Annotated in this window: 13 protein-coding genes; 8 read left to right on the top strand and 5 right to left on the bottom strand. The window is 70.0% G+C overall.

The features are described from left to right. Positions 1–7 precede the first annotated feature (7 nt). From ACSFA2_RS10770 to ACSFA2_RS10760, 3 genes are read left to right on the top strand one after another with little or no spacing between them, the layout of a single operon-like run. Positions 8–2,416: a CHASE2 domain-containing protein gene (locus tag ACSFA2_RS10770; RefSeq protein ID WP_435455318.1), complete on the top strand. Its 2,409-nt coding sequence runs from the start codon at positions 8–10 to the stop codon at positions 2,414–2,416. Between the two features lie 17 nt (positions 2,417–2,433). Continuing rightward, positions 2,434–2,853 carry a DUF4019 domain-containing protein gene (locus tag ACSFA2_RS10765; RefSeq protein ID WP_435455317.1) on the top strand — a complete coding sequence of 140 codons (420 nt, stop codon included), beginning with the start codon at positions 2,434–2,436 and terminating at the stop codon, positions 2,851–2,853. A gap of 17 nt (positions 2,854–2,870) precedes the next feature. After that, positions 2,871–3,386, top strand: a complete 516-nt coding sequence (locus tag ACSFA2_RS10760) for an NUDIX hydrolase (protein WP_435455316.1) — start codon at positions 2,871–2,873, stop codon at positions 3,384–3,386. Positions 3,387–3,402: 16 nt separating this feature from the next. Here ACSFA2_RS10760 and mnmA read toward each other — a convergent pair whose 3' ends face one another. Further along, entirely contained in the window at positions 3,403–4,530 is a 1,128-nt protein-coding gene (mnmA, locus tag ACSFA2_RS10755) for a tRNA 2-thiouridine(34) synthase MnmA (protein WP_435455315.1), read from the bottom strand. A gap of 127 nt (positions 4,531–4,657) precedes the next feature. On the opposite strand from mnmA, the gene ACSFA2_RS10750 reads away from it, so the two are divergent. The 3 genes from ACSFA2_RS10750 to ACSFA2_RS10740 are packed head-to-tail and all read left to right on the top strand — an operon-like array spanning position 4,658 to position 8,500. After that, a complete protein-coding gene (locus tag ACSFA2_RS10750) occupies positions 4,658–5,668 on the top strand; it encodes a Bug family tripartite tricarboxylate transporter substrate binding protein (protein ID WP_435455314.1) in 1,011 nt (336 codons plus the stop codon). A 22-nt stretch (positions 5,669–5,690) separates the two neighbouring features. Continuing rightward, positions 5,691–7,352, top strand: coding sequence for an L-lactate permease (locus tag ACSFA2_RS10745; protein WP_435455313.1), 1,662 nt, complete (start codon positions 5,691–5,693; stop codon positions 7,350–7,352). Next, positions 7,349–8,500 (top strand): alpha-hydroxy acid oxidase, encoded by a 1,152-nt coding sequence (locus ACSFA2_RS10740; protein ID WP_435455312.1) that lies wholly within the window; start codon positions 7,349–7,351, stop codon positions 8,498–8,500. Before ACSFA2_RS10745 ends, ACSFA2_RS10740 begins: the two co-directional genes overlap by 4 nt. Before the next feature lie 312 nt (positions 8,501–8,812). Here the strand turns inward: ACSFA2_RS10740 and ACSFA2_RS10735 are convergent, their stop codons facing one another. Genes ACSFA2_RS10735 through ACSFA2_RS10725 form a run of 3 tightly spaced genes read right to left on the bottom strand, consistent with a single transcriptional unit; the run spans position 8,813 to position 11,743 of the window. Further along, positions 8,813–9,814, bottom strand: a complete 1,002-nt coding sequence (locus ACSFA2_RS10735) for an LLM class flavin-dependent oxidoreductase (RefSeq protein ID WP_435455311.1) — start codon at positions 9,812–9,814, stop codon at positions 8,813–8,815. Between the two features lie 59 nt (positions 9,815–9,873). Then, positions 9,874–10,722: a ChbG/HpnK family deacetylase gene (locus ACSFA2_RS10730; RefSeq protein ID WP_435455508.1), complete on the bottom strand. Its 849-nt coding sequence runs from the start codon at positions 10,720–10,722 to the stop codon at positions 9,874–9,876. Then, positions 10,715–11,743, bottom strand: coding sequence for a glycosyltransferase family 2 protein (locus ACSFA2_RS10725; RefSeq protein ID WP_435455310.1), 1,029 nt, complete (start codon positions 11,741–11,743; stop codon positions 10,715–10,717). The genes ACSFA2_RS10730 and ACSFA2_RS10725 overlap by 8 nt, the downstream gene beginning before the upstream one ends. A 63-nt stretch (positions 11,744–11,806) precedes the next feature. Here ACSFA2_RS10725 and ACSFA2_RS10720 point away from each other — a divergent pair, with 63 nt between their 5' ends. Further along, positions 11,807–13,345: a glycosyltransferase family 39 protein gene (locus ACSFA2_RS10720; protein ID WP_435455309.1), complete on the top strand. Its 1,539-nt coding sequence runs from the start codon at positions 11,807–11,809 to the stop codon at positions 13,343–13,345. 19 nt (positions 13,346–13,364) lie between these two features. Here the strand turns inward: ACSFA2_RS10720 and ACSFA2_RS10715 are convergent, their stop codons facing one another. Next, a complete protein-coding gene (locus ACSFA2_RS10715; protein WP_435455308.1) occupies positions 13,365–13,859 on the bottom strand; it encodes an Lrp/AsnC family transcriptional regulator in 495 nt (164 codons plus the stop codon). 64 nt (positions 13,860–13,923) lie between these two features. Here ACSFA2_RS10715 and ilvB point away from each other — a divergent pair, with 64 nt between their 5' ends. Further along, positions 13,924–15,723, top strand: coding sequence for a biosynthetic-type acetolactate synthase large subunit (gene ilvB / locus ACSFA2_RS10710; RefSeq protein WP_435455307.1), 1,800 nt, complete (start codon positions 13,924–13,926; stop codon positions 15,721–15,723). Positions 15,724–15,774: the final 51 nt, after the last annotated feature.

The following is a 15,774-nucleotide window of genomic DNA, read 5'->3' as shown; positions in this document are numbered from 1 at the left end:
CATCGCCATGCCCGCCCATCGCCCGCCTCCGCCAGGGGAGTCGCGCCCCGCGGGCCGGCACCACCGCCTGCGCCAGATGCTGCTGAACCGCCTGCCCTGGCTGCTGCTGGCGACCGGCCTGGTCACGCTGGTCACGCTGCTGACGCTGACGCAGCCGATGCCGCGCTTTGACCGCATGCTGCAGGACAACGCCCGGGCGGACATGCGCCAGCCACCGTCGCAGGACATCGTGATCGTCGCGATCGACGAGGCCAGCATGGCGGCGATCGGTCGCTGGCCCTGGCGACGGGCGCTGCACGCCGAGCTGCTGCGCCGCGTCGCTGCCGACGGCCCGCGCTGCATCGGCCTGGACCTGCTGCTCACCGAGCCCGACCAGGAGCATCCGCACGACGACGCCGTGCTGGCCGCCGGCCTCGCCGACGCCGGCTGCGTGGTGCTGCCGATGGCGCTGCAGTCGCGCGGCCTGCAGTCGAACGCCGAGCTGCTGCCGGTGCCGGTGCTGGCCGACGCAGCCTCGACCATCGGGCATGCGCACCTGTCGATCGACGAAGACGGCATCGTGCGCAGCGTCTACCTGCGCGAAGGCCTCGCCGGCCGCGCCTGGCCGCACTTCGCGCTGGCACTGCAGCAGGCGGCCGACGCCTACGGCCGCAACCTCGCGATGCCAGCGGCACCCGACCCGCACACCTCGCCCGCGCCGGGCCCGGGGGCCTGGCTGCGCGGCAACCACGAGGTCGTGATCTTCACCGACGGCGCGCCGCCTTTTCGCACCGTGCCGTACATCGACGTGCTGCGCGGCACCGTGCCGGCGGGCACCTTCCGCGACCGCTACGTGCTGGTCGGCTCGACCGCCGCCGGCCTCGGCGACAACTACGCCACCTCGGCGCCCAAGCCCACCGGGCTGATGCCCGGCGTCGAGATCTTCGCCAGCGTGCTGCAGGGCCTGACGAGCGACCGCCGCGTGGTGGTGGCCAGCCCATGGCAGGACCTGGTCTACAACCTAGCGCCGATGGTCGTCGCGCTGCTGGGCCTGCTGTGGCTGCGACCCATCGCGGTGGTCGCGCTGATCGGCGCCATGCTCGCGCTGCGGCTGGGCCTGCACAACGCGCGGCCCTGGGTCGGCATCCAGTTCGCACCGGCCGCGGGCTTCCTCGGGCTGACGCTGGTCTATCCGCTGTGGAGCCTCATGCGGCTCACGGCGGCGCTGCGCTATCTGCGCTGGGGCACCGAGCAGCTCAACGAGGCTCTGGACGATCTGCCGGTGGCACGGCCGCCCCGCCTGGCGGGCGACTTCCTCGACCGCCAGATGGCGGCGACCTCGGCGGCCGGCCTGCGCATGCGCGACCTGCACCGCTTCGTGCGAGACGGCATCGACCACATGGCCGACGCCACGCTCGTGCTCGACCGCAGCGGCCGCGTCTTCATCGCCAACCTGGCTGCCGCGCGGCATTGGAAGACGCCGGCGCCGGCCCTGGTCGGGCAGGACGCGCACAGCTTGCTGGCCGACCTGCGCTGGCGCACCACCGGCGGCCCGATGGTGCTGCCCGGCGCGCTGCGGGCGCCCACGCTCGGGCCGATCCTGGGCGAGGGCGAAGACGCGGTCGGCCGCATCCTGCTGCTGCGCTGCGTGCCCTTCTTCGATGCACGCAACCAGCACGCCGGGTGGATGAGCGCGCTGGTCGACATCACGCAGATGCGCAACGCGCAGAGCCAGCGAGATGAAGCGCTGCGCTTCATCTCGCACGACATCCGCGAGCCGAGCGCGTCGATCCTCACCGCGCTCGAACTCGCGCGCTCCCGACCCGACGTGCTTGCCGGCGAAGCCCTGCTCGACCGCATCGACCAGCATGCCCGCACCGGGCTCGAGCTGGCCGACGGCTTCGTCAACCTCGCGCGCGCCGAGGCGCAGCCCTTCCGCGCCGAGGTGCTCGACCTGGTGGCGCTGCTGCAGCAGGCCATGGACAACGCCTGGGCCACTGCGCGCAAGAAGCAGGTCCAGCTGCAGCTGATCACCACGCTCGAGGAAGCGCCCTGCCTCGCCGACCGCAGCCTGCTGACGCGCGCCCTGACCAACGTGCTGAGCAATGCGCTCAAGTACTCGCCGCACGGCGCCACGCTGCCCTGCAGCGTCGCGGCACGCCCCGGCGCGTGGGCGCTCTCCGTCAAGGACCACGGCCCGGGCATCGCGCCCGAGCTACAGTCACAGCTGTTCCAGCCCTTCCACCGACTGCATCGCGAAAGCCATCCGGAGGTCCATGGGGTGGGCCTGGGACTGTTGCTGGTGCGCACCGCGGTGCAGCGGCATGGCGGAACGATCGAAATCGACAGCGCAGCCGACGCCGGCTGCACCGTCACCCTGGTGCTCCCCCAACCCCCTGCGGCCGATATCGAGGCCGCGACCCACCACAAGGAATGAACGACATGATCCGGATGATGAAGCTTCTCTTGGCCGCCAGCCTGGCGGGATGGCTCGGCCTGGCCGCCGCGCAGGACGTGGAGCCCAGCGACATGGTGCGCGGCGGGCTGCAGGCGATCCAGATGGTCGACCAGGCGAAGGCCGGCGAGCTGTGGGACGGCGCGGCCGCCGGCGCGCGCAAGCGTGCCCCACGCGCCGACTTCATCAGCCAGGTCACCAAGGCGCGCGCGCCACTGGGCGCCGCGCAGCAGCGCACCTGGGTCGCGGTCAACCGCCAGGTGGTCAACGACGCCGACGCCGACCTCGCCGGCCAGTACGTCAGCGTCGAGTACGAGACACGCTTCGCCAACAAGCCGACCGCGATGGTGCGCGAGCTGGTGAGCTTCCACCTCGACCGCGACGGGGTCTGGCGCTTCAGCGGCTACGTGCTGCGCTGAACGAAGGCACAGGCGCCATGTCGGACCTGCGCTGGCGACCCAACGTCACCGTCGCCGCGGTGATCGAACGCGATGGCCGTTTCCTGCTGGTCGAGGAACACACCTCGCACGGCCTCAAGCTCAACACGCCGGCGGGCCACCTCGATCCCGGGGAATCGCCGGCCGACGGTTGCGCCCGCGAGGCCCTGGAAGAAACCGCCCACCATTTCGTGCCCACCGCGCTTGTCGGTGTGTACATGGCGCGCTTCCAGCGACAACCGACGGCCAGCATCGAACGGCGGGACAGCGAAGAGGACATCACCTACCTGCGCTTCGCCTTCGCGGGCACGCTCGGCGACTTCGTTCAGGGGCGTGCGCTCGACGAGGGCATCGTGCGCACGCTGTGGATGACGCCCGACGAGATCCGCGCCAGCGTGGAACGGCACCGCAGCCCGCTGCTGCTGCAGTGCATCGAGGACTACCTGGGCGGCGCGCGCCATCCGCTGTCGCTGATCCACACCGACGCGTCGGTGTACGGGCCACCGCTGCGCTGATCGGGCCGGATCGCCCTCAGTTGGCGGGTGCCGCGGCGGTGGCGGCGGCGATCACGCCGCCACCCAGGCACACCTCGCCGTCGTACAGCACGGCCGATTGGCCCGGCGTGACGGCCCATTGCGCTTCCGGGAAATCGAGGGCGAAGGCGCCGTCGGCGCCCGCGGCCAGCGTGCACGCGGCATCGGTCTGGCGGTAGCGCGACTTGGCCGCATAGGCCCCCGCGACCGGCGCTGCGCCCGCCACCCAGCTCGCATCGTCGGCCGTCAGCGCCTGCGACAGCAGCCACGGGTGGTCGTGACCCTGCACCACCCACAGCGTATTGGCCGCCATGTCCTTGCGCGCCACGAACCAGGGCGAATGGTCGCCCGCGCCGCGCTGGGCGCCGCGCGCCTTGACGCCGCCGATGCCCAGGCCTTGCCGCTGGCCCAGCGTGTAGAAGCTCAGGCCCTGGTGCTCGCCCAGCGTGCGGCCGCGCTCGTCCTTGATCGGGCCGGGTTCCCTGGAGATGTAGCGGTTGAGGAATTCGCGGAAGGGCCGCTCGCCGATGAAGCAGATGCCGGTCGAGTCCTTCTTCTTGGCATTCGGCAGGCCGATGTCGTCGGCGATGCGGCGTACCTCGGTCTTGTGCAGTTCGCCGACCGGGAACAGCGTCTTGGACAGCTGCGCCTGGTTCAGGCGGTGCAGGAAATAGCTCTGGTCCTTGGCCGGGTCGAGGCCCTTGAGAAGCTCGTGGCGCCCCGTGTCGTCGTTCAGGCGAACGCGCGCGTAATGGCCGGTCGCGATCTTCTCGGCGCCCAGCCGCATCGCGTGGTCGAGGAAGGCCTTGAACTTGATCTCGGCGTTGCACAGCACGTCGGGGTTGGGCGTGCGGCCGGCCTGGTATTCGCGCAGGAACTCGGCAAAGACGCGGTCCTTGTAGTCGGCCGCGAAGTTGACGTGCTCGATCTCGATGCCCAGCACGTCGGCCACGCTGGCCGCGTCGACGAAGTCGATGTTCGACGAGCAGTACTCGCTGTCGTCGTCGTCTTCCCAGTTCTTCATGAAGATGCCGACCACCTCGTGGCCCTGCTGCTGAAGCAGGTGCGCGGTGACGGCGGAGTCGACCCCGCCGCTCAGGCCGACCACGATGCGTTGCTTTTTCATAAGCCCGCCATTGTCCCCGCGCTGGCCGGCCGTTGCCCGTCTACGGGAAATCCCCGAGACGGCAGCGACCGGATTGCCGAGCCCGCACTTCCACAATGCAGTGACAAGCATCACAACAGGAGAGCCCATGCTCGCTTCATTCGTCCCGCCGAGCGAGGCGCCCGTGTCGCGCCGCCTCGTTTGCCAATCCCTCGCGCTGCTGGCCGCCAGCGGCGCCGGCGCCCTGCAGGCGCAGGGCACCTGGCCGCAGAAGCCGATCCGTCTGGTCGTGCCCTTCGCCCCCGGCGGGTCCAGCGAGGTGGTGGCGCGCTCGGTGGCGGGCGAGCTCACCAAGCAGCTGGGCCAGAGCGTGTTCGTCGAGAACAAGCCCGGCGCGGCCGGCACCATCGCGATGCAGGACGTGGCCAAGGCCGGCGCCGACGGCTACACGCTGATCCTCGGCCATGTCGGCACGCTGGCGGTCAACCCGTACATGCTGACGAACCAGCCCTACGACGTGAACAAGGACTTCACGCCCGTCACGCTGCTGGCCAAGGTGCCGAACGTGCTGGTGGTGCACCCGGACGTGCCGGTGAAGAACTTCAAGGAGTTCATCGCCTACGCCAAGGCCAACCCGGCCAAGCTCAACTACTCGTCGGCCGGCAACGGCAGCTCGGGCCACCTGAGCATGGAATACCTCAAGCTGACGGCCGGCTTCTTCATGACGCACATCCCCTACCGCGGCAGCGGCCCGCAGATGACCGACCTGCTGGCCGGGCGCACCCAGGTGGCGATGAACGGCCTGCCGAGCATCTCGGCCTTCATCAAGAGCGGCAAGCTGCGCGCGCTGGCGGTCGGCTCGGCCCAGCGCATCGGCGCGCTGCCCGACGTCCCGACCATCGCCGAGAGCGGCTACAAGGGCTTCGAGACCTCGCAGTGGTATGGCCTCCTGGTGCCGGCCGGCACGCCCGCGCCGGTGGTCAAGCGGCTGCAGGAGGAAAGCCTCAAGGCGCTGCGCACCGGCCCGGTGACCGAGCGCTTCGCGCACGACTCCGCGCTGGGCGTGGGCGACACGCCCGAGCAGTTCGGCGCCTTCATCGCCGCGCAGCAGAAGGTCTGGAAAGAAATCGTGGTGAAGGCCGGCATCAAGCCGGACTGATCGACGACGAACGGAGAACAACATGCCCTGGCAACAAATCTACGACCCCTTCGGCAACATGATCATCTCGACCGCGCTCGCCGCGATCCCGGTGGTGGTCATGCTCGCCGCGCTCGGCTTCTTCCACATCAAGGCGCACGTCGCGGCTGGCATGGGCCTGGCGGCCGCGATTCTGGTGGCCATCTTCGCCTACGGCATGCCGGCCGAGATGGCCGGGCGCGCGGCGCTCTTCGGCGGTTTCACCGGCCTGCTGCCGATCGGCTGGATCGTGCTGAACATCATCTTCCTGCACCAGCTGACCGAGCAGAACGGCAGCTTCAAGGTGCTGCAGGATTCGCTCTCGGGCATCACCGAAGACCGGCGCATCCAGCTGCTGCTGATCGCCTTCTGCTTCGGCGCCTTCTTCGAGGGCGCGGCCGGTTTCGGCACGCCGGTGGCCGTGACCGCCGCCATCCTGATCGGCCTGGGCTTTTCGCCGCTGGCCGCCTCGGGGCTCTCGCTGATCGCCAACACCGCGCCGGTGGCCTTCGGCGCGCTGGGCACCCCGGTCATCACGCTGGCCAAGGTGCACGGCTACGACCTGATGGAGGTCACCGCGATGATCGGGCGTCAGCTGCCCTTCTTCTCGCTGCTGGTGCCCTTCTGGCTCATCTGGGCCTTCGCCGGCCGCAAGGGCATGATGGAAATCTGGCCGGCCATTCTGGTGGCGGGTTTGTCCTTCGCGATCCCGCAGTACCTGGTGTCGAACTTCATCGGGCCGGAGCTGGTGGACATCATCGCGGCCATCGTCTCGATGGCCTGCCTGGTCGCCTTCCTGCGCGTGTGGAAGCCCAGGACCATCTGGACCTCGGCGTCGCTCCGCGGCAAGGACATCAGCGCCCACGAAGCCAAGCCGCCGCAGCCGCTGACGCAGCACAGCCGTGCCGACCTGGTGCGCGCCTGGATGCCCTGGGTCATCCTGTCGGTCTTCGTCTTCATCTGGGGCCTGCCGGTGGTCAAGACCTGGCTCAACGGCCTGTTCGCGCCCGCGTTCCCGATGGGCGGCCTGCACAACCTGATCGAGAAAATGCCGCCGGTCGTGCCGCAGCCCACGAAGGAGGGCGCGGTCTACACGCTCAACATCCTGTCGGCCACAGGCACCGCGATCCTGCTGTCGGCGGTGCTGAGCGCGATCTTCATGAAGTACAACCCGGTCGCCATCGTGCGCACCTTCTTCAACACGGTCTGGCTGGTGAAGTATTCGCTGCTGACCATCGTGTTGATGCTGGCCCTGGGCACGCTCACCCGCTACTCGGGCACCGACACCACGCTGGGCCTGGCCTTCGCCAACACCGGCGTCTTCTACCCGTTCTTCGGCACGCTGATGGGCTGGCTCGGCGTGGCGCTCACGGGCTCGGACACGGCGTCGAACGTGCTCTTCGGCGGCATGCAGAAGGTGGCGGCCGACCAGCTGGGCCTGTCGCCCAACCTGATGGGCGCGGCCAACAGCTCGGGCGGCGTGATGGGCAAGATGATCGACGCGCAGTCGATCGTGGTCGCCTCCACCGCCACGCGCTGGTTCAACCACGAAGGCGATATCCTCCGCTACGTCTTTTTCCACTCCATTGCGCTGGCCTGTCTGGTCGGCCTCTACGTCACCATGCAAGCCTACGTCTGGCCCTTCACCCTGATGGTCGTCAAATGACCGTGATCACGACCATCGAAGACCTGCGCGTGCTCGCCGAAAAGCGTGTGCCGCGCATGTTCTACGACTACGCCGATTCCGGCTCGTGGACCGAAAGCACCTACCGCGCCAACAGCGAAGACTTCAAGAAGATCAAGCTGCGCCAGCGCGTGGCGGTGAACATGGAAGGCCGCACGCTGGCCACCCCCATGGTCGGCCAGATGGCGAAGATGCCGGTGGCCATCGCGCCGGTGGGCCTGACCGGCATGCAGCATGCCGACGGCGAGATCCACGCGGCGCGCGCGGCCGAGAAGTTCGGCATCCCGTTCACGCTCTCGACCATGAGCATCTGCTCGATCGAGGACATCGCGGCGAACACCAGCGCGCCCTTCTGGTTCCAGCTCTACATGATGCGCGACCGCGAATCGATGGCCCGCATGATCGAGCGCGCCCGCGTCGCCAAGTGCAGCGCGCTGGTGCTCACGCTCGACCTGCAGGTGATCGGACAGCGCCACAAGGATCTGAAGAACGGCCTGACCGCACCGCCGCGGCCAACGCTGCGCAACATGATCAACCTCGCCACCAAGCCCGGCTGGTGCCTGGGCATGCTCGGCACCAAGCGCCGCACCTTCGGCAACCTGGTGGGCCACGTGAAGGGCGTGAGCGACATGAACTCGCTGTCGGCCTGGACCAACGAGCAGTTCGACCCGACGCTGTCGTGGGCCGACATCGCATGGGTCAAGAAGCAATGGGGCGGCAAGCTGATCCTCAAGGGCATCATGGTCGCCGAAGACGCGCAACTGGCCGTCGACGTTGGCGCCGATGCCATCGTCGTGAGCAACCACGGCGGCCGCCAGCTCGACGGTGCGCCGTCGAGCATCGAGGCGCTGCCGCCGATCGTCGATGCGGTGGGCGACAAGATCGAGGTCTGGATGGACGGCGGCATCCGCAGCGGCCAGGACGTGCTCAAGGCCTGGGCCCTTGGCGCCCGCGGCACCATGATCGGCCGCGCGATGGCCTACGGCCTGGGCGCGATGGGCGAAGCGGGCGTGACCAAGGCGCTGCAGCTCATCCACAAGGAGCTGGACGTGACGATGGCCTTCTGTGGGCACACGGACATCCGGAACGTGGACAAGCGGATCTTGTTGCCGGGGACGTTTCCGGTCTGACTGACTGACCGGGTGACTGCGGGGCGGGCTCATGGCGGCGGGGTGCACTCCTCCGCTCATGTCCCCCGGCCTGCGGCCTCCTCCTCTACTTCGCTGCGGAGTACACCCCACCGCCATGAGCCAGGTAGCGGCAGTGGTTGATCGCGCTGAGCGACACAGCGCGTCCAAGGCCGAGGGTGATGGGTACCCCCTGCAGCGAAGTCAAGGGGGAGGAGCGGCCGCAGGCCGTGACGGAGGACATGAGCGGAAGGGGGTACCCGTCGCCCTCGGCCCACGCGCAGGCGTCAGTGCAGCCGCAGGCACGAACAAAACTCAGACCGCGGAAGAAGCCACTTCGTCCTTCAACGAAGCCACGATCTCGTAAGACCGCAGCCGCGTCGCATGGTCGTACACCTGCGACGTGATCATCAGCTCGTCCGCCCCCGTGCGCTCGATGAACGCCGCGATGCCATTGCGCACCGTCTCGCGCGAGCCCACGGCCGAACACGACAGCACCGAATCGAGCAGCGCGCGCTCCGACGGGCCGACGTTGGCGTAGTAGTCCTTCACCGGCGGCGGCAGACGTCCGGGCCGGCCGCTGCGCAGGTTCACGAAGGCCTGCTGCCACGAGCTGGCGCGGAAGGTCGCTTCTTCGTCGGTCTCGGCCGCGAAGGCGTTGAAGCCCAGCATCACGTAAGGCTTGGCGAGCTGGGCCGAGGGCTTGAAGGTCTCGCGGTAAAGGCGGATCGCCTGCATCATCTGCTGCGGTGCGAAGTGCGACGCGAAGGCGTAGGGCAGGCCGAGGTGCGCCGCCAGTTGCGCGCCGAAGGTGCTGGAGCCGAGGATCCAGACCGGCACCTCGAGCCCGCGGCCCGGCACGGCCATCACCGGCTGGCGCGGCGACTTGCTCATGAAGTCCATCAGCTCGACCACGTCCTGCGGAAACTGGTCCGAGTCGGATTCCAGATTGCGCCGCAGCGCCTGTGCGGTGCGTTGGTCGGAGCCCGGCGCGCGGCCCAGGCCCAGGTCGATGCGGCCGGGGTAGAGCGATTCGAGCGTGCCGAACTGCTCGGCGATCACCAGCGGCGAATGGTTGGGCAGCATGACGCCGCCGGCGCCGATGCGGATGGTCGAGGTGCCGGCACCGATGTAGGCCAGCAGCACGGCGGTCGCGGCACTGGCGATGCCCGGCATGCCGTGGTGTTCGGCCAGCCAGTAGCGGCGGTAGCCGAACTTCTCGCCGTGCTGGGCGAGCGCCAGCGAGTTCTTGAACGACTGCGCGGCATCGCTGCCTTCGCAGACCGGGGACAGGTCGAGGATGGAGAACGCGGTCATGGCCGGATCATCCTCCGGCTGGCGCCCCGCCGCCGGCCCGGGGATTTTTGCCCCGACGCTCAGGCGGGCGTTGCGTGGCGCGGCAGGACGCCGACCTGCGCGCCGTGCTTGCGCAAGTTCTCGGCGAAGGCGTCGGAGGCGAGGTAGGCGTACTCGACGATCCGTGCGTCGGCGATGGCATCGCCGGGCACCTGCGCGTCGGCCGGGTGGCACATCAGCAGCGTGCCGTCGGGGCTGGCCGCCAGCCAGCGGTCCATGTGTTGGCCGTAGGCGGCCGGCGTGGGCGCGTCGAAGCCGTAGACACCACCGAAGGCGGCGTTGTGCGGCACACCATGCGCCGCGAGCTGCCGCCGAAAGCGCCAGCCGCCCAGCAGCGCCAGCACGCCGGCCTTGCCCGCACCCCACCGCCAGGTCGCGGGCACGGTCGTGCGCACCCAGGGCGCCGCCGCGCCGTAGCGTTCGGCGAGCACGGCCAGCAGCACCTCGCGCACGCCCGGGAGCTGGTGCACGTGCTGGTGGCCGTCGATGAAGTCGGGCGGCATGCCGAGCACCTGCTCGAAGTCGTCGAGCTGGCGCGTCAGCTGCTCGCGCACCTGCGCCGGCGACAGCTGGCGTGCATAGGCGCCGCGCAGCACCGCGCCCAGCGTCGGCGCCGGCTGCCCGTGGCCTTCGGTCATGTTCAGGTGCAGTCCGCGCGCCAGGGCGGGCACGGCCGCGAGCAGGCGCGCCGCCTCGGCCCAGCGCGGCGAGGTGGTCATGCAGCTGGTGGCGCTCAGCCGGCCCTGCCGGGCAAGTGCGACGACGGCAGTGTCGACCGCCGGATGCAGCGCGAAGTCGTCCGCGCAGAGCAGCACGCGCTTGCCGCCGGCGGGGGCGGCCGACACGGCGGGCATCAGGCGTTCATGCATCACGGGGCCGGTCGTCCGCGTCGTCGGTCGTGGCCCTCGTCGCGGGGTTCAACGCGCTGTGGTCGAGGTCTTCGGCCAGCAGGTAGAGCGGGCGCCCCTTCACCTCGGTGTAGATGCGGCCGATGTATTCGCCCAGGATGCCGATCGACAGCAGCTGCACGCCCGAGAACAGCATCAGGCCGGCGGCCAGCGTCGGCCAGCCGTTCAGCGGGTTGCCGAACAGCATCGCTTCGACCGCGATCCACAGGCCATAGCAGATGGCCAGGAAGGAGATGATCAACCCGGCCGCGCTCCACACCCGCAGCGGCAGCGAGCTGAACGAGGTCAGCCCCTCGAGCGCCAGCATGACGAGGTTGCGCAGGCGAAAGTGCGACTCGCCGCTGCGGCGCGTATCGGGCGTGAAGGGCAGCGCCACCGACCGGAAACCGACCCAGGCATAGAGTCCCTTCATGTAGCGGTTGCGCTCGGGCATCTGGCGCAGAGCCTCGACCACCCGGCCGTCCATCCACCGGAAGTCGCCGGCGTGCTGCGGCATGTCGATCGAGCTGCCGGCGTGCAGCAGGCCGTAGAAGAGCCGCGTGCCGACGCGCTTGGTCCAGGCCTCGCCGGCGCGCTCGGCGATCACGCCGTAGACCATGTCGTAGCCGCTGCGCCACAGCTCCGCCATCTCGGGCACGAGCGACAGCGGATGCTGGAAGTCGGCGTCGATCAGCAGCACCGCATTGCCACGCGCATGGGCGAGCCCGGCCGTCAGCGCGGCCTCCTTGCCGAAGTTGCGCGACAGCTCGAGGTAGCGCAGGCCCAGCCGGGGACCGAGTTCGCGGACGATCGCCTGCGTGGCGTCCCGGCTGCCGTCGTTGACCACGATGATCTCGACCTCGTTCGTCAGTGCCTTCGCCGTGGCGTGCAGCGCCTCCAGAAAGGCGGCCAGGTGCGCCGCCTCGTTGTACGCCGGCACCACGCAGGTCAGGCGAAGCGGCGGGCGGACGACCGGCACGGCGGCAGGGGTAGGGAGGGTCATGGTCTCGGTCTGAAGGAGGTCGGGGCCGGCGGCGCGTCCCAGGGGACATGTACGCTCGCGCCCATGGACATATCCGCGAATTCTCGCCGCAAGGCCGGTGCATCGGCCCGGGCCTTCGGCATCTTCGTCACCCTGCATGTGCTGGTGTGGACCCTGCTCCCCGTGCTGCTGACGTACAACCTCCCGCTCGACACCATCGAGGCCCTGAGCTGGGGCCGCGAATGGGCGGCCGGCTATGCCAAGCACCCGCCGATGTCCGGCTGGCTGGCCGAGCTGTTCCGCTGGGGCACGGCCGACTGGCCGCTGTTCCTGCTGCCGCAGCTGGCGATCGGGGTCGCCTTCTGGGCCGTGTGGGACATGATGGGCGATGTGCTGTCGCCCCCGGCGGCGCTGGTGGCCGCCATGGCCCTGGAAGGCGTGCACTACTACAACCTCACCAGCCTGGAATTCAACGCCAACGTCGTGCAGTACCCGTTCTGGGGGCTCGCCGCCCTGGCCTTCTGGCGTGCGGTGCGCCGCACCGAAGGCACTGGCCTCGGCTGGTGGGCGCTGCTGGGCCTGGCCTGCGGCGGCGGCCTGCTGGGCAAGTATTCCTTCCTGCTGTTGCCGGCCTCGATGGTGCTGGCGCTGATCGCCGTGCCAGGGCTGCGCAGTCAATGGCGCGGTGCCGGCCCGTGGCTCGCGCTGGCGATCGCGGCGGTGGTGTTCGCGCCGCACCTGCTGTGGGCGCAGGCCCACGATTTCCCGACGCTGCGCTACGCCACGGGGCGCGGCGAATCGGCGATCGCCAACCCGGTGTTGAGCCGCCTCGAGGTGCTGCTGAGCTTCAGCGCTGCGCAAGTCGCTGCGTTGGCGCCGATGCTGGTGCTGCTGTGGGCGGCGGGCGGTCGGCACGGGGCGGGCGTGGCCGAAGGTGGACGTCCGTGGCGCCTGCCCGACCGCGACCACTGGGTGCTGCTAGCGATGGGCGGCGGGCCGCTGGCGGTCTACCTGGTGGCCGGCGTGGTGGGCGTGCGGCTGCACGACATGTGGGGGTCGCCCGTGCTGCTGGTCGCCGGCCCGGCGATCGCGATGGTCTGGGGACTGCAACTGCGGTACCCGAAGCGCTTCGCCCGCGTCTTCGGCGTCTGGGCGCTGATCCTGGTCGCGCTGTACGGCGCACTGGCCGTTGGCGGGCCGTGGCTGCGGGGCAATCTCTCGCGCATCCACTACCCGGGAAGGGAACTGGCCGCGGCGGTCTCGCAAGGGTGGCAGCAGGCCCGCGGTGCCGGCGTGCCGGTGCCGATCGTCGCGGGCGACATGTGGGCGGCCGGCAACGTGGCCGCGTACCTGCCGCCGCAAACCGGTGGCCGCCCGTCGGTGTACATCCAGGTCGATCCCGTGGCCGCGCAGTGGCTGGATGATGCGACCACCCGCGCGCGCGGCGGCGTGTTCGTGTGGGAGCCTTCACCCGGTCGCGCGCTGGAGGCACCGCCGGCCGACTGGCTGTCACGCTTTCCCGCGCTTCAGGTGCAGCCACCGCTGACGCTCGAGGTGCGCCGCTTCGGCCGCGACTTCACGGTGCGCGCCGGCTGGGCCATCCTGCCGCCGACGGCGCCGTGATGCGCGGCCTGCCCGGCCATCACCCCAGCGGCACGCTGGCTTCCTTCAGCACGCGCAGCACGAAGTGCGACTGGCTGTGGCGGATGCCGGGGATCTTGTAGAGCTTCTCGCGCAGCAGCCGCTCGTAGTCGCGCGTGTCGCGCACGGCGATGCGGATGTAGTAGTCGTAGTCGCCGGAGACCAGGTAGGCCTCCTGGATCTCCGGGATGGTCGCCAGCACGCGGCCGAAGTCGTAGAGCGTCTCGTCGGTGTGGCTCTCCAGCGTGACCTGCACGATGACCGAGTCGTGGTAGCCCAGCTTGGCCGGGTCGATGTCCACCGTGTAGCGGCGGATCACGCCCTGTGCCTCCAGGCGCTTGATGCGGCTCCAGCAGGTGGTGGGCGACAGGCCGACCTCGGTGCCGATGTCCTGCAGGGTGCGGCGCGAGTCCTTCAGCAGGATCGCCAGGATGGTCAGATCGGTCTTGTCGAAAGAATCTTCGGACGATTTGCTTGTTTCGCGATTAACCTTCAATTTATCACCCGATTCAGTCGAAAGAACGAAGCACATTCTGCCCCGACGCCGGAAGAATCGAGGCATGAACCTCACCGCCACCGCTGCCTCGTCGACTGCGCCCGCCACCCTGCATCCCGGCGCCCCGTCCCCACCGCGGCGCAACGGCGCCGAAGCCCTGCTCGACACCCTGGTCGCCTGCGGCGTCGACACGATCTTCGGCTACCCCGGCGGCGCCGCGCTGCCGCTGTACGACGCCCTGCACGGCGAGCCGCGGCTGCGGCATGTGCTGGTGCGCCACGAGCAGGCGGCAGTGCATGCGGCCGAAGGCTATGCGCGCAGCACCGGGCGCGTGGGCGTGGTGCTCGTCACCTCGGGGCCGGGCGTGGGCAACACCATCACCGGCCTGCTCGACGCCATGAGCGACTCGGTGCCGGTGCTGTGCATCAGCGGGCAGGTGGCGACCGCCGTGATCGGCACCAACGCCTTCCAGGAAAGCGACGCGCTGGGCATGTCGCGGTCGGTCACCAAGTGGAACCACCAGCTGCGCGCGCCCGACGACGTGCCGGCCGCGGTGCGGCGTGCGCTGCAAATCGCCAGCTCGGGCCGGCCGGGGCCGGTGCTGCTCGACGTGCCGAAGGACGTGCAGCTGATGCCGCTGACCGGCGCCGCACCGGCGGAACCGACCCGTGCGCGCCGCGACGAGGGCCGCACCGCGCGCGCCCTGCCGCCGCGCGGCAGCCTGCAGCGCGCCGCCGACCTGCTCTCGACCGCGCGCCGGCCGGTGCTCTACGGCGGGGGTGGCCTCATCAACGCCGGGCCGGCGGCGTGCGCCGCCTTCACGGACCTGGTGCGACGTCTGGGCGCGCCCTGCACGCTCACGCTGATGGGCCTGGGCGCCTTCCCTGCGTCGGACCCGCTCTTCATCGGCATGCTCGGCATGCACGGCACGCTCGAGGCCAACCTGGCGATGCACGAGGCCGACCTGGTGGTGTGCGTCGGCGCGCGATTCGACGACCGCGTGACCGGCAAGCTCGACGAGTTCTGTCCGCACGCCCGCAAGATCCACATCGACATCGACCCGAGCAGCATCAACAAGGTGGTGAAGGTCGACGTGCCGATGGTGGGCGACTGCGGCACGGTGCTCGACGCGCTGCTGGCCATGCCCGAGCTCGACGGCCTCGCGCCCGAGCGCCTGGCGCCCTGGTGGGAACGCATCGCGCGCCGCCGCGCGGCCGACTGCCTGGCCTACGCGCCGCGCACCGATTCGATCCTGCCGCAGCAGCTCATGGCCACGCTGCAGCAGCGCCTGCAGGGGCGCGACGCGATCGTCTCCACCGACGTCGGCCAGCATCAGATGTGGGCCGCACAGTACCTGCGCTTCGACCGGCCCCGACGCTGGCTCACCTCCGGCGGCGCCGGCACCATGGGCTACGGATTGCCCGCAGCGATCGGCGCGCAGATCGGGCACCCCGACGCGCTGGTGGTGTGCGTCAGCGGCGACGCGTCGGTGCTGATGAACATCCAGGAACTGTCGACCGCCGTGCAGCACCGCACGAAGGTGAAGCTGGTGCTGTCGAACAACGGCTACATGGGCATGGTGCGGCAGTGGCAGGAGCTCAACCACGGCAACCGCCTCTCCCACAGCTGGAACGAGGCGCTGCCCGACTTCGTCGCGCTGGCCAAGGCCTTCGGCTGGGGCGCGGCCCGCGTCAGCGACCCGGCCGAACTCGACGCCGCGCTGGCCGAATGCCTGGCGTACGACGGCCCCTTCTTCCTCGACGTGCAGGTCGCCGCAGAGGAGAACTGCTTTCCGATGATGCCGTCGGGCCAGGGCCACCACCGCGTGATGCTGGGCAAGGACCGCTGGTACGAGGAAGGCTGAACCCCGTTGCGCGGGCGCAGGCGGCGATCGATTAGGATTCCGCCCCGTCCG

The sequence above is a fragment of the Variovorax cryoconiti genome, assembly GCF_051216395.1.
Classification (GTDB): Bacteria; Pseudomonadota; Gammaproteobacteria; order Burkholderiales; family Burkholderiaceae_C; genus Variovorax.
Note: the sequence above shows the minus strand (reverse complement) of the source record. Positions and strands in the feature narration are given on the sequence as shown.